At 67.4% G+C, this 14,060-nt stretch carries 11 protein-coding genes and 2 tRNA genes; 11 read left to right on the top strand and 2 right to left on the bottom strand.

Annotation, left to right across the window (positions count from 1 at the left end):
• Entirely contained in the window at positions 1 to 393 is a 393-nt protein-coding gene (rnpA, locus tag DMH01_RS23210) for a ribonuclease P protein component (RefSeq protein ID WP_125679343.1), read from the bottom strand.
• Between the two features lie 23 nt (positions 394 to 416).
• A complete protein-coding gene (gene rpmH / locus DMH01_RS23205) occupies positions 417 to 560 on the bottom strand; it encodes a 50S ribosomal protein L34 (RefSeq protein WP_005154511.1) in 144 nt (47 codons plus the stop codon).
• A gap of 603 nt (positions 561 to 1,163) precedes the next feature.
• On the opposite strand from rpmH, the gene dnaA reads away from it, so the two are divergent.
• The 11 genes from dnaA to DMH01_RS23150 all read left to right on the top strand — a co-directional run bounded on the left by dnaA (position 1,164) and on the right by DMH01_RS23150 (position 14,019).
• The gene (gene dnaA / locus DMH01_RS23200) at positions 1,164 to 2,798 is read left to right on the top strand and encodes a chromosomal replication initiator protein DnaA (RefSeq protein WP_125679342.1); all 1,635 of its coding nucleotides are present in this window, start codon (positions 1,164 to 1,166) and stop codon (positions 2,796 to 2,798) included.
• A 1,076-nt stretch (positions 2,799 to 3,874) separates the two neighbouring features.
• Positions 3,875 to 5,008 (top strand): DNA polymerase III subunit beta, encoded by a 1,134-nt coding sequence (gene dnaN / locus DMH01_RS23195; RefSeq protein ID WP_020632653.1) that lies wholly within the window; start codon positions 3,875 to 3,877, stop codon positions 5,006 to 5,008.
• A gap of 37 nt (positions 5,009 to 5,045) precedes the next feature.
• The gene (gnd, locus tag DMH01_RS23190) at positions 5,046 to 5,933 is read left to right on the top strand and encodes a phosphogluconate dehydrogenase (NAD(+)-dependent, decarboxylating) (RefSeq protein WP_125679341.1); all 888 of its coding nucleotides are present in this window, start codon (positions 5,046 to 5,048) and stop codon (positions 5,931 to 5,933) included.
• A 26-nt stretch (positions 5,934 to 5,959) separates the two neighbouring features.
• The gene (recF, locus tag DMH01_RS23185; RefSeq protein WP_125679340.1) at positions 5,960 to 7,114 is read left to right on the top strand and encodes a DNA replication/repair protein RecF; all 1,155 of its coding nucleotides are present in this window, start codon (positions 5,960 to 5,962) and stop codon (positions 7,112 to 7,114) included.
• Positions 7,115 to 7,316: 202 nt separating this feature from the next.
• Positions 7,317 to 7,880, top strand: coding sequence for a DciA family protein (locus tag DMH01_RS23180; RefSeq protein WP_125679339.1), 564 nt, complete (start codon positions 7,317 to 7,319; stop codon positions 7,878 to 7,880).
• Positions 7,881 to 8,086: 206 nt separating this feature from the next.
• The gene (gene gyrB / locus DMH01_RS23175; RefSeq protein ID WP_125679338.1) at positions 8,087 to 10,054 is read left to right on the top strand and encodes a DNA topoisomerase (ATP-hydrolyzing) subunit B; all 1,968 of its coding nucleotides are present in this window, start codon (positions 8,087 to 8,089) and stop codon (positions 10,052 to 10,054) included.
• 49 nt (positions 10,055 to 10,103) lie between these two features.
• Positions 10,104 to 12,629 carry a DNA gyrase subunit A gene (gene gyrA / locus DMH01_RS23170; RefSeq protein WP_125679337.1) on the top strand — a complete coding sequence of 842 codons (2,526 nt, stop codon included), beginning with the start codon at positions 10,104 to 10,106 and terminating at the stop codon, positions 12,627 to 12,629.
• A 36-nt stretch (positions 12,630 to 12,665) separates the two neighbouring features.
• A complete protein-coding gene (locus DMH01_RS23165) occupies positions 12,666 to 13,352 on the top strand; it encodes a DUF3566 domain-containing protein (RefSeq protein WP_125679336.1) in 687 nt (228 codons plus the stop codon).
• 47 nt (positions 13,353 to 13,399) lie between these two features.
• Positions 13,400 to 13,473: transfer RNA gene (locus DMH01_RS23160), tRNA-Ile, on the top strand.
• A gap of 247 nt (positions 13,474 to 13,720) precedes the next feature.
• A complete protein-coding gene (locus DMH01_RS23155; protein ID WP_034321928.1) occupies positions 13,721 to 13,909 on the top strand; it encodes a DLW-39 family protein in 189 nt (62 codons plus the stop codon).
• Between the two features lie 37 nt (positions 13,910 to 13,946).
• Positions 13,947 to 14,019 (top strand) — tRNA-Ala (locus tag DMH01_RS23150).
• The last annotated feature ends 41 nt before the right edge of the window (positions 14,020 to 14,060 follow it).

The raw sequence follows: 14,060 nt of genomic DNA, 5'->3' as shown, positions 1-14,060 counted from the left end.
TTACACCGCTGATCCGTTGTCGGGTGATCGCGTCTGGCGGGACTTCCCGGACAGCCCGAGGCGCCGCAACGACGCGTCGAGGTCCGAACCGAGTTCCGCGCTGGACGCGTCCGCGGCCGGAGGTAGTGCCCGTATCACCAACGAGCTTCCCGGCGGCAGTGTTCCGAGCCTGGCGGAAACGAGATGCCTCAACCGCCGGGTGACGCGGTGGCGGACCACCGAGTTCCCCACGGCCTTGCTCACCACAAAACCCGCCCGCGCCGCTTCGGCGGCATCGGGCGGGTCCGTGGTCAACGCATGGACGACGAGGCGGCGCCTGCCTGCCTTGGCCCCACGCCGCATCACGGCACGGAAATCCTCACTGCGCCGCAACCTCGCGGCGGCCGGCAGCACGACGTCCCTCGACGACGGCCGGATCAGGCGGACAGCGCGCCGCGGCCCTTGCGACGACGAGCCGCCAGGATGGCCCGGCCGGCGCGGGTCCGCATGCGCAGCCGGAATCCGTGGACCCGGGCGCGGCGGCGGTTGTTCGGCTGGAAGGTGCGCTTACCCTTGCTCACGACTAACTTCTCCTGTTTCTCGGCCGCCGGGAACGGTTCGACCCGTTCCTGGCGTGTCGTGCTGACGCACGGCAGTCTCTGGTGTCTCCTACCAACGTGTGGCCTCGTCACGTCGAGCGACGACAACGTGGGCACGCGAAACGCCCCCGCTGTATACGGGAGACCTTACGAGGGTACGCACCCACCGCCCGAGCCTGGCAGGCACCCCCTCGACCACGCACCGCGACGGTACGTGGAGAGTGATCACCGACGACGCGAGGGCATCGAATGGCAACACGCCGTACACCGTGAAATGCTTGCGCGCGAGGATGCCTTGTGGCAACGAGCGGGGCTTGTTAGCGTGCCCCTCCCGGGTTTACGCCGAGGTGGAACGGCGCAGGCGCCCGGGTGTCTTCGGGGATGTGGAGGCATCCCGTCGGCATACGTCGAGCCCGCAGGTGACGTCACCGCGGGCCGCCGTACATTAGTGCACAGCTGTGGACAACTATGTGGATATTTGCTGTGCGCATGAGCCGATCGGGCCAGGATGACGCTCGACCCGGCGTTTCGGGCCGCTGAGCGATCTCGCCGCAGCGCACCGATGAGGGGAGGGGAGTCAGGCAGGTGTCCGATCACCAGCACAATCTTGGCGTCATCTGGGAACAGGTCGTGCGCGAGCTGTCGGACGGCACCCTCTCCCCGCAGCAACGCGCCTGGATGCGGGTGACCCGGCCGATCGGCCTGCTCGACGGCACCGCGCTCCTCGCCGCACCCAGCGACTTCGCCAAGGAAGCGATCGAGCGCGCCCTCCGCGGCGCCATCACCGAAGCCCTTTCGCGCCGGCTCGGCCGCGCGGTCTCGCTCGCGGTGAAGGTCGACAGCACCGAGCCCTCGATGCCTCCGCCGCCGCCCTCGCCCGGCCCCCGCTACGAACCGACGTCACCCAGCCGGGTGGAAAACGGTTCCGGTCCGGTGCCGGGTACTCCTCCGCTGCCCGAAGGCGACGGCATGCTGTCCCCGACCAGGCCCCGACCCGAGCCTCCGAAGCCGAGGCCGCCGAGGCAGCAGCCGGTGGACAACAGCCTCAACGATGGCGATGACAGCGATGAAGAAGTCGACGAAGAGGGCGAGGCCCTCGCCGCCGTGACCGAGATCTGGCCGACGTTCTCCGGCCAGCCGATCGCGGGGCAGCCCTACACCGCGCCGGCACAGCCGCAGACGTCGAAGACGAAGCTCAACGAGAAGTACACGTTCGACACCTTCGTCATCGGCGCGTCGAACCGCTTCGCGCACGCGGCCGCGGTCGCCGTCGCCGAAGCGCCGGCGCGCGCGTACAACCCGTTGTTCATCTGGGGAGAGTCCGGACTCGGGAAGACCCACCTGCTGCACGCGGTCGGGCACTACGCCCAGCGGCTGTTCCCCGGCATGCGCGTGCGGTACGTGTCGACCGAAGAGTTCACCAACGACTTCATCAACTCGCTGCGCGACGACCGCAAGGTCGCCTTCCAGCGCCGCTACCGCGACATCGACATCCTGCTCGTCGACGACATCCAGTTCCTGGAAGGCAAAGAAGGTACGCAGGAAGAGTTCTTCCACACCTTCAACACCCTCCACAACGCGAACAAGCAGATCGTCGTCTCCTCCGACCGCCCGCCGAAGCGCCTCGAAACACTGGAAGACCGGCTGCGCACGCGGTTCGAGTGGGGCCTCATCACCGACATCCAGCCGCCGGAACTCGAAACCCGGATCGCGATCCTCCGCAAGAAGGCCGCCCAAGACCGGCTCGCCGTCCCCGGCGAGGTCCTGGAGTTCATCGCTTCGCGCGTCGAGGCGAACATCCGAGAGCTCGAAGGCGCACTCATCCGCGTCACCGCCTTCGCGTCGCTGAACCAGCAACCCGTCGACGTCGCACTCGCCGAAATCGTGCTGCGGGACCTCATCCCGGATTCCCACGCACCGGAGATCACCGCGCCGACCATCATGGGCGTCACGTCCGAATTCTTCGACGTGACCCTCGACGACCTCTGCGGCCCAGGCAAGACGAAGGCGCTCGCGACCGCACGCCAGATCGCGATGTACCTCTGCCGCGAACTCACCGACATGTCCCTGCCGAAGATCGGACAGACCTTCGGCGGCCGTGACCACACCACCGTCATGCACGCGGACAAGAAGATCCGCAAGGAGATGGCCGAACGACGGCGCATCTACGACCAGGTGCAGGAACTGACTTCGAGGATCAAGCAGCGGGCACGGCAGTAGTTTTTGTCGAGCGCTGGCTGTGTTTATCTGTCGAGCGCTGACGTAAACGTGCCGAAGGGGCGTCGTTCCGCTTCCAACTCAGGTTGGGCGGAGAGGCGCCCCTTCATCACGTTTACGTGGGCCTTCGGCCCAAGGGAGGGCGCTCGACGGTGAAGTCTCCCGTCGCGCTGGCGCGCTTCCGGGAGACCGTTGGGTCGCCGGAGTATCGGTTACGTTGGCTGACAAGGGTTTCAGGGCTCTCGCCGGTGGGTGGGAGCCCTTCTTTGTGTCTACATAGGCCCGAAGCGCGCGTAGGCGGAGAAGCGGCGAAGGGAGCGAAGTGGCGTAAGGGGGCTTCGGGGTTTCCTTGTGTACAAAGGGAATCCACAGGGTGTGGGTAGCTTGTGCACAAGTCCGGTGAGGGTGGGAGCTGCGGGGATCGGGGTTTCGTCCACATCGCACTCACAGGCAATCCACAGCATTTCCACACCAAGATCCACACCCTGTCCCCAGGTTGCCCACATCTTGTGCACAAGGGTGAACGGTGCTGCCCGGGTCACTCTCCCGAGCGATTCCGGTCACGAAGCGGGTCCACAAGCCTGGGTACAAACCGGCTCACAACTGGGGATAACCGTGGGGACAACTGTGGATGACTGTGGACAGATTGAGCGCCGCCCGAAACCATCCACCGGCGGCCCGAACTGTCCACCGTCCGTACACACCCGGAGTCCACAGCCCTCCAGGCCCCCGGACCTGCGCGAACGAGCCTTGTCCACACAATCCACAACGCCTATTACTACTGCTGTCTTTTCTTCTTCTCTAGAAGAGAACAAAACAAAAACAGGCGAAGGACGAATCTGGGGACAGCCGGTGAGCCGTGTCGTCTTGTCGACAAAAGCAAGGGGAGGCCGAGGTGACGCGGACCCCGGGGACGGCCTAACGTGGGTCCCTGCACCTGGTCTGCGTGTCGACGTGCGTCCGCGTCCTCGCTCGGACCGAACAACACCTGCGAGGCACCTGGCCATCGCGCTCTCCGGCCGAGGTGACCCGTTGAGCTTTCGAGCCGTCAGGGGCTCGGCTGTCGAAAGGAAGCGCGCATGAAGATCCGCGTCGAGCGTGACGGGCTGGCCGACGCCGTCGCGTGGGTGGCGAGAAGCCTCCCGTCGCGGCCTCCGGTCCCGGTGCTGGGCGGTGTCCTGCTCGATGCGGGATCCGACGGGACGAGTGACGCCCTCACCGTCTCCGGATTCGACTACGAGGTCTCGGCCACGGTCGGCGTCCCGGCCACCATCGCCGACGGCGGCCGTCTGCTGGTCTCCGGCCGCCTGCTGGCCGACATCACCAAGTCGCTGCCCGCGCAGCCGGTCGAGATCTCCGTCGACGGCGCCCGCGCGACCATCACCTGCGGCTCCGCGCGTTTCTCCCTGCCGACCATGCCGGTCGAGGACTACCCGCAGCTCCCGTCCCAGCCCGCCTTCGCCGGTGAACTCACCGGTGACGCGTTCGGCCAGGCCGTCACCCAGGTCGTCGTCGCCGCGGGCAAGGACGACACCCTCCCGATGCTGACCGGCATGCGGCTGGAGATCTCCGGCTCCTCGCTGACCCTGGTCGCCACCGACCGCTTCCGGCTCGCGATGCGCGAGTTCACCTGGGAGCCTGCCGAGGGGCTGTCCGACGCCGCGGTGCTCGTCCCGGCGCGCACACTCGCCGAGGCCGCGAAGACGCTCGGCGCCAGCGGAGCCAAGATCCGGCTCGCGCTCGCCAGCGGCGAAGGTCTCCTCGGTCTCTCCGGCTCCGGCCGCTACACCACGACCCGTCTCCTCGACGCGGAGTTCCCGCCGTACCGGCAGCTGCTGCCGGCGCAGCACACGTCGCGCGCGGTCATCGAGGTCTCCGCGCTCGCCGAGTCCATCAAGCGTGTTTCGCTCGTCGCCGAGCGTGGCACCCAGGTGCGGCTGGAGTTCAACGACGGTTCGCTGCGGCTCTCCGCCGGCGGCGACGACGAGGGTTCGGCCGAGGAAGAGCTTCAGGTCGACTACGAGGGTGAGCCGGTGACCATCGCGTTCAACCCGGGTTACCTCGTCGACGGGCTCGGCGCGCTGAACGCGAACCGGGCGGAACTGACGTTCACCACCCCGAACCGGCCGGCGCTGATCAAGCCCGCCGACGAGGAGGGCAACGTCGTCCCCGGCTACCTGTACCTCCTGATGCCGGTTCGCCTCCCGGGCTGACCGGCCGCCACTTCTGTTCGCACCAAAGGGGATCTTCATGGCTCAGCTGGGACTCATCGGCCTCGGCAAAATGGGGTTCAACATGCGTGAGCGGCTGCGCGCGGCCGGTCACGAGGTGGTCGGCTACGACCGCAACCCCGACGTCACCGACTCCACCTCACTCGAGGACATGGTGTCCAAACTGGACGGTCCCCGGATCGTCTGGATCATGGTGCCCGCCGGCGAACCCACCCGGCAGACCGTCGCGGAGCTCGGGAACCTGCTGTCCGAGGGCGACCTCGTGATCGACGGCGGCAACTCGAAGTACACCGACGACCGGATCAACGCGGACCTGCTCGCGACGAAGAAGATCGGCTACCTCGACTGCGGGGTTTCCGGTGGCGTGTGGGGCAAGGACAACGGCTACGGCCTGATGGTCGGCGGCGCGGCTTCGGACGTCGAGAAGGCCATGCCGATCTTCGACGCGCTTCGCCCCGAAGGTCCGCGTGACGAGGGCTTCTCGCACGCCGGCGCCGTCGGCTCCGGTCATTACGCGAAGATGATCCACAACGGCATCGAGTACGGCATGATGCAGGCCTTCGCGGAAGGCTTCGAGCTGCTCGAAGCCGCGAAGGTCGTCGAGAACGTGCCCGCGGTGATCAAGGGCTGGCAGCGGGGGACCGTCGTCCGCTCGTGGCTGCTCGACCTGCTCGTCCGCGCGCTCGACGAGGACCCGGAGCTGGACGACCTCGAGGGCTACGTCGAGGATTCCGGCGAAGGCCGGTGGACCCTCGAAGAGGCGATCAACAACGCGGTCCCGGCGCCGGTCATCTCGGCCGCGCTGTTCGCGCGGTTCGCTTCGCGCCAGGAGGACTCCGCCGCCATGCGGGCCGTCGCCGCGCTGCGCAACCAGTTCGGCGGGCACGCCGTGAAAAAGGTCCAGTGACGACGGCCGGCCGCTAGGCAGACGGGTTGTACCTCAGACATCTCCAGGTCACCGACTTCCGGTCCTGGCCACAAGCCGATCTCGCGCTCGAACCCGGCCCGACCGTCCTCGTCGGACAGAACGGCCGCGGCAAGACGAACCTCCTCGAGGCGATCGGTTACATCGCGACCCTGGGCTCGCACCGCGTCGCGACCGACGCGCCGTTGGTGCGGCACGGGTGCGAACGCGCGCTGATCCGGGTCGCGGTGGTCAACGAGGACCGCGAGCTGACGGTCGAGCTGGAGATCACGCCGGGCAAGGCGAACCGCGCGCGGGTCAACCGCGGCGCGGTCGGCAAGCCGCGTGACGTGCTCGGGATCCTGCGCACGGTGCTGTTCTCCCCGGAGGACCTGGCGCTCGTGCGCGGGGATCCCGGGGAGCGCCGCCGCTTCATGGACGAGCTCCTCGTGCTGCGCGCGCCCCGGTACGCCGGGGTCCGCGCCGACTACGAGAAGGTGCTGAAGCAGCGGAACGCCCTGCTCAAGACGGCGGGCAAACGGCGTACGGGACGCGAAGACCCGTACGCGTTGTCGACGCTCGACGTCTGGGACGACCACCTGGCGGTGGCGGGCGCCGCGTTGCTGGCCGCCCGGCTCAACCTGATCGCGGACCTCGCGCCGTACGCGGCCGCCGCGTACATGGGGGTCGCACCCGACTCGAGGCCGGCGAAGATCGCGTACAAGTCGAGCCTGGGCGAAGCGATGCCAGAGGGGTACGGCGATCCGGACGGTCCTCGCGCCGACCAGGCGGTACTCAAGGAAGTGCTGGTCGAGGCGCTGAAACGGTCGCGGAACCTGGAGCTGGAACGCGGGGTGAGCATGGTCGGCCCGCACCGGGACGAGCTCGACCTCATCCTCGGCGAAGCACCGGCGAAGGGCTACGCGAGCCATGGGGAGTCCTGGTCGTTCGCCCTCGCGCTGCGTCTGGGAAGCTACGAGCTCCTGCGTGGCGAGGCCGGGGAACCGGTACTTCTGCTGGATGATGTGTTCGCCGAGCTGGACCGGCGTCGCCGGGCCCGGCTGGCGGAGGTGGCGGCAGGCGCCGAGCAGGTGCTGGTGACCGCCGCCGTGGACGAGGACGTGCCCGCCGAACTGGCCGGGCACCGGTTCCTCGTGGCGGATGGTGAGATCAACCGAGGGTGATCGGCGGCAGCGGACACCCCGGGTGATCGGCGCCACAGCAGTTGCCCACCGATCTGGGGACAAACCTGTGGACAGTGTGGATAACACCGTGAACGCGTTATCGCCCCGCGTGACCAAGGGGCCTGATAAGCGGCTTGACACCCCCCTCCCGGGCGGTAACCCGGGTGAGGGGTCTTTGTTCGACACGCAGCGTGAACGAACCGTGGCACCGAACGGCGCAACCGATACCGAAAGCAAGGAACCGGCTACCGGCCGTGACCTCGCTCGTGCCGCGTTGGACGCCGCGAAGGCCAAAGCCAAGGCCCGCGGCGTTGAACCGGGCGTACGCCGCGGCCGTATCACCGGAGGGGGAGCCGGTTCGGCAGGGCAGAGCCCGCGACGTCGTCGCTGGTCAGGACCGGGTGCCGACGCCCGCGACCCGCAACCGCTCGGCAGGCTCGCCTCCCGGATCGCGGTCGACCGCGGCTGGAACACACGGCTGGCCAACGGTCAGGTCTTCGGCAGCTGGGCCCGGCTTGTGGGTGAAGAGGTCGCCGAACACGCCCAGCCGGTGGCCCTGAAGGACGGCGAGCTGACCGTCCGCGCGAGCTCGACGGCGTGGGCGACGCAGCTTCGCCTGCTCCAGGGACAGCTGCTGGCGAAGATCGCGAAGGGCGTCGGCCACGGCGTAGTGAAGAAGATGCGGATCCAGGGTCCGACGGCACCGAGCTGGCGGAAAGGGCCACGGCACGTGCCGGGACGCGGCCCGCGTGACACGTACGGCTGATCCGAGTTGCGCTTCGCCGTGACAGTGCCCATTAAAGCGCCTAGAACGCGCCCAGAGTGCTTCGCGAACGTCAAGACTCTTCTTCGAACGAATTAGCGCGCCTGTGAGCAAATCAGGGGTGTCCTTGCCGCATGTCTGCGAACGCGGCCAAGTACACTGGAGATGAGCGAGCGTCCGCTCGGGCGAGACGAGGAGAATCAACGCCTGTGACCGAGAACAAGAGCGAGTACAACGCGTCGTCGATCACGGTGCTCGAAGGCCTCGAAGCCGTCCGCAAGCGTCCCGGCATGTACATCGGTTCCACCGGTGAACGCGGCCTCCACCACCTCGTCCAGGAGGTGGTCGACAACTCCGTCGACGAGGCGATGGCCGGTCACGCGACCAAGGTCGAGGTTACCCTGCTGGCCGACGGTGGCGTGCGCGTCGTGGACGACGGCCGCGGCATCCCGGTCGACATGCACCCCAAGGAGATGAAGCCGACCCTCGAGGTCGTGCTCACCGTGCTCCACGCGGGCGGCAAGTTCGACAGCGACTCCTACGCGGTCTCCGGTGGTCTGCACGGCGTCGGCGTCTCGGTGGTGAACGCGCTCTCGACCAAGCTCATCGCCGAGGTCAAACGCGGCGGGCGCAGCTGGCGCCAGGTGTACACCGACCAGATCCCCGGTGAGCTGCAGGACCTCGGCCCGGCCGAGGACACCGGTACCACGATCACCTTCTGGGCCGATGGCGACATCTTCGAGACCACGACGTACAACTTCGAGACGATCTCCCGGCGTCTTCAGGAGATGGCCTTCCTCAACAAGGGCCTGACCCTTTCGCTGCGTGACGAGCGCGTCGCCGACGAAGAGACCGAAGCGGACGCTTCCGGCCAGGCGGCGCGGGTCAAGGAGAAGACCTACTGCTACCCGGGCGGTCTTGAAGACTTCGTCAAGCACATCAACGGCAGCAAGGACCCGATCCACGCGTCCGTGATCTCCTTCGAGGCCAAGGGCACCGGCCTCGAGGTCGAGGTCGCCATGCAGTGGAACAACGGCTTCACGCCGTCGGTGTACACCTTCGCCAACACGATCAACACGCACGAGGGCGGCACGCACGAAGAGGGCTTCCGCGCCGCGCTCACCCGCGTCGTCAACGCGTACGCGCGCGAGAAGAAGCTGCTCAAGGAGAAGGACGCCAACCTCTCCGGTGACGACGTGCGCGAGGGCCTCGCCGCGATCGTCTCGATCAAGCTCTCCGAGCCGCAGTTCGAAGGCCAGACCAAGACCAAGCTGGGCAACAGCGAGGCCAAGACGTTCGTGCAGCAGACCTCGAACGAATGGCTGGCCGACTGGTTCGAGCGCAACCCCACCGAGGCGAAGACGATCATCAACAAGTCGATCTCCTCGGCGCAGGCGCGGATGGCCGCCCGCAAGGCGCGCGACCTGGTCCGCCGCAAGGGCGCGCTGGAGATCGGCGGGCTGCCCGGCAAGCTCAAGGACTGCCGTTCGACCAACCCGTCGGAATGCGAGCTCTACATCGTCGAGGGTGACTCGGCCGGCGGTTCGGCCAAGGAAGGCCGCGACTCGATGTACCAGGCGATCCTGCCGATCCGGGGCAAGATCATCAACGTCGAGAAGGCCCGTATCGACCGCGTCCTCAAGAACACCGAGGTCCAGTCGCTGATCACCGCGCTCGGCACCGGTATCCACGAAGAGTTCGACATCGAGAAGCTGCGCTACCACAAGATCGTGCTGATGGCCGACGCCGACGTCGACGGCCAGCACATCACCACGCTGCTGCTCACCTTCCTGTTCCGGTTCATGCCCCCGCTGATCGAGCACGGGCACGTGTTCCTCTCCCGCCCGCCGCTGTACAAGATCAAGTGGCCGCGGCAGGAGCCGGAGTACGCGTACTCCGACCGGGAACGCGACGCCGTCATCCAGGCGGGTGTCGAGGCCGGCCGGAAGCTGCCGAAGGACGACGCGATCCAGCGCTACAAGGGTCTCGGCGAGATGAACGCCGAAGAGCTGTGGGAGACCACGATGGACCCGGCGAACCGGCTGCTCGGCCAGGTCACGCTGGACGACGCCGCGCAGGCCGACGACCTGTTCTCCGTCCTGATGGGCGAGGACGTCGAAGCGCGCCGTTCCTTCATCACGCGTAACGCCAAGGACGTGCGTTTCCTGGACGTCTAGACGTCCCCGTTCTTTGTCCCCTTAGGACTGCTCCCACGAGAAGGACCTCATGACGGAAACCTTGCCGCCTGCTCCGGACCACGACCGGATCGAACCGGTCGACATCCAGCAGGAGATGCAGCGCTCCTACATCGACTACGCGATGAGCGTCATCGTGTCGCGGGCACTGCCGGACGTGCGCGACGGCCTCAAGCCGGTGCACCGCCGCGTGCTGTACTCGATGTTCGACTCGGGCTTCCGCCCCGACCGCGGGTACAACAAGTGCTCCCGCGTCGTCGGCGACGTGATGGGCAACTACCACCCGCACGGTGACTCCGCGATCTACGACGCGCTGGTGCGGCTCGCCCAGCCGTGGTCGCTGCGGTACCCGCTGATCGACGGCCAGGGCAACTTCGGTTCGTCGGGCAACGACCCCGCCGCCGCCATGCGGTACACCGAGTCCCGGCTGGCGCATCTCGCGATGCACATGCTGCAGGACATCGAAGAAGAGACCGTCGACTTCTCCGACAACTACGACGGCCGCACCCAGGAGCCCGACGTCCTGCCGTCGCGGTTCCCGAACCTGCTGGTCAACGGTGGTTCCGGGATCGCGGTCGGCATGGCGACGAACATCCCGCCGCACAACCTGCGCGAGGTCGCCGACGGCGTCAAATGGGCGCTGGAGAACTTCGAGGCCAGCGACGACGAGCTGCTCGCCGCGCTGCTGGTCCGGATCAAGGGCCCGGACTTCCCGACCAAGGCGATGATCCTCGGCAACTCCGGGATCGAGGACGCGTACCGCACCGGCCGCGGCTCCGTGCGCATGCGCGCGGTCGTCGAGGTCGAAGAGGACGCCAAGGGCCGCACGATCCTGGTCGTGTCCGAGCTGCCGTACCAGGTCAACCCGGACAACCTGGTCGAGAACATCGCGAACCTGGTCCGCGACGGCAAGCTCACCGGCATCTCCGACATCGCCGACGAGTCCAACAGCCGCAGCGGGATGCGGATCGTCGTCACGATCAAACGCGACGCGGTCGCCAAGGTCGTGCTGAACAACCTGTACAAGCACACCCAGCTGCAGCAGAACTTCGGTGTCAACATGCTGGCACTGGTCGACGGCGTGCCCCGCACGCTGCGGCTCGACCAGATGATCCGGCACTACGTGAAGCACCAGATCGACGTCATCGTCCGCCGGACCCGGTACCGGCTGCGCAAGGCCGAGGAACGCGCCCACATCCTGCGCGGTCTGGTCAAGGCGCTGGACATGCTCGACGAGGTCATCGCCCTCATCCGGCGCTCGCCCTCGGCCGAAGAGGCCCGGCCCGCGCTGATGAGCCTGCTCGACGTCGACGAGATCCAGGCGACCGCGATCCTCGACATGCAGCTCCGCCGCCTCGCGGCACTGGAGCGGCAGCGGATCATCGACACCCTCGCCGAGATCGAACTCGAGATCGCCGACCTCAAGGACATCCTCTCCAAGCCCGAGCGGCAGCGCTCGATCATCGCCGAGGAACTCCAGGAGATCGTCGACAAATACGGCGACGACCGGCGCACCAAGATCATCCCGTTCGACGGCGAGGTCTCGGTCGAAGACCTCATCGCGGTCGAGGACGTCGTCGTCACCATCACCCGCACGGGTTACGCCAAGCGGACGAAAACCGATCTGTACCGCTCGCAGAAACGCGGCGGCAAGGGCGTCCAGGGCGCGACCCTCAAACAGGACGACATCGTCCAGCACTTCTTCGTCTGCTCGACGCACGACTGGATCCTGTTCTTCACGAACAAGGGCCGCGTGTACCGGGCCAAGGCCTACGACCTGCCCGAGGCCAACCGCAACGCGCGCGGCCAGCACGTCGCGAACCTGCTCGCCTTCCAGCCCGACGAGCAGATCGCCCAGGTCATCGAGATCCCGAACTACGAGGTCGCCCCGTACCTCGTGCTCGCGACCCGCCGCGGCCTGGTGAAGAAGACCAAGCTCACCGACTTCGACTCCAACCGCGCCGGCGGCCTCATCGCCGTCAACCTGCGCGAAGGCGACGAACTGGTCGGCGCGGTCCTCGCGGCCGCCGAGGACGACCTGCTCCTCGTGTCCGCGGAAGGCCAGTCGATCCGCTTCCACGCCACCGACGAAGCCCTGCGCCCCATGGGCCGCGCGACGTCCGGTGTGCTGGGCATGCGGTTCAACGACGGCGACGAACTGCTCGGCATCAACGTCGTCCAGCCGGACCGGTTCCTCCTCGTCGCGACCGCCGGCGGTTACGCCAAGCGCACCCCGACCGAGGACTACCCGGTGCAAGGCCGCGGCGGCAAGGGCGTGCTCACCATTCAGTACGACCAGAAACGTGGCAGGCTGGTGGGCGCGGTCATCGTCGACGCCGAAGACGAGCTCTACGCGATCACCTCCAGCGGCGGGGTGATCCGGACTTCGGCCGGACAGGTGCGCAAGGCAGGCAGGCAGACGAAGGGAGTGCGGCTGATGAATCTCGACGAAGGAACCACTCTTCTCGCGGTCGCACGCAACGCGGACGAGCCCTCAGACGTCGCCACTGCAGGTAGTACTGAAGGAGAAGAAATCCCGGCGTCGGAGCAGGAGTAGACGACGCCCCACGTACTGGGTAAGGACTGACACCTCGTGACACCATCCGAGAAGCCCGAAGCAGGCGGCGCGCAGGCGGGTTCGTCGAGCCCGCCCTGGCAGCGCGACAGCGGCGCCGGGGAACCTGAAGGCTCCAGCGAGCAGACGGTCTCGGTGTCTTCGGTCGCCACCGAAGACGTGGCCCACTCGGACCCGAAGCGGGACGCGACGACCGTGACCGACTATCACGGTGTCAGCGGCACGGCCGCGAAGAGGCTCTTCGGCGACAGCGGAGAGGGCGACCCCGCCCCCTCCGCCATCCCGTCGGCCTCCCGCACCCGTGCCGCGCCCACCGCTCTCCGCCGCCCCGGCCGCGGACCGCGTCGCGCCAGCCTGCAGATCAAACGCTTCGACCCCTGGTCGGTGCTGAAACTGTCCCTCGTCCTCGGCGTCGCGCTGTTCTTCGTGTGGCTCGTCGCCGTCGGCGTCCTGTACACCGTCCTCGACGGCATGGGTGTCTGGGACAAACTCAACGGGACCTACTCGTCGCTCGTCGGCGGCGAAGGGGCCGACGCGCCGGCCGACCCGTTGATCAGTGCCGGCCGTGTCTTCGGGATCGCGGCCATCCTCGGCGCCATCAACATCGTGCTGATCTCGGCGCTGGCGACCGTCAGCGCCTTCATCTACAACGTCTCCGCCGACCTCGCCGGAGGCCTGGAAGTGACCCTTTCCGAACGAGAGTGACCCGGTTGCAGGACGCCGAAAGGCGTCCTGTAATCTTCTCCTCGTTCGGGCCCATAGCTCAGGCGGTTAGAGCGCTTCGCTGATAACGAAGAGGTCCCAGGTTCAAGTCCTGGTGGGCCCACCCGGTTGGCCCGGTCGTGTTTGTGGATAGCACAAACCGCGACCGGGCGTTTTTTCATTTTGGGGGTCGAACCCCCAAGCCCCCGCCAGGAAGGGCTTCGCCCCCCTGGACCCCCCAGTTCGGCTCGGGCCCTGGCGGGCCCATTGCCGTAGTTCCACGTGGAACGTGGGGGCTGGAGGTTCGGGGATCCGGGTGCAGTAGCATCGGCGGGTAAGCGGAGCAACTCGGCGGAAAGAGGGGGCTTCTGATGAAGAAGCTGTTGGCACTCGCGGTCATCGCGGGCGGCGTGCTGTTCGTGATCAAGCGCAACAAGGCCGCCAAGGCCGAGGCCGACCTCTGGCGTGAGGCCACCGCCCCCACCGAGCGTCCCCTGGGATCCGCTTCCACGAACGGAAGCGCCCCGGCCAAGGCCGCGGACGCGTCCCGCAACAACTGATTTCGGCGCGGGCGGTTACCATGATCGCCCGCGATCCGGGGCTGTAGCTCAATTGGTAGAGCACCGCCTTTGCAAGGCGGGGGTCAGGGGTTCGATTCCCCTCAGCTCCACTCCGGAAAGGCCACCCGTACCGCGGGTGGCCTTTTCGTTT

Origin of the sequence: Amycolatopsis sp. WAC 04182 (assembly GCF_003947465.1) — a bacterium.
GTDB lineage: Bacteria > Actinomycetota > Actinomycetes > Mycobacteriales > Pseudonocardiaceae > Amycolatopsis.
The sequence above is the reverse complement of the archived record's forward strand: the minus strand, read 5'-3'. Positions and strand labels throughout refer to the sequence as shown.

What these genes read in the sequence shown, in the direction of transcription:
- dnaN (WP_020632653.1), top strand. Translation starts at nt 3,875, where the DNA reads ATGAAGATCCGCGTCGAGCGTGACGGGCTGGCCGACGCCGTCGCGTGG.
- gnd (WP_125679341.1), top strand. Translation starts at nt 5,046, where the DNA reads ATGGCTCAGCTGGGACTCATCGGCCTCGGCAAAATGGGGTTCAACATG.
- gyrA (WP_125679337.1), top strand. Translation starts at nt 10,104, where the DNA reads ATGACGGAAACCTTGCCGCCTGCTCCGGACCACGACCGGATCGAACCG.
- DMH01_RS23155 (WP_034321928.1), top strand. Translation starts at nt 13,721, where the DNA reads ATGAAGAAGCTGTTGGCACTCGCGGTCATCGCGGGCGGCGTGCTGTTC.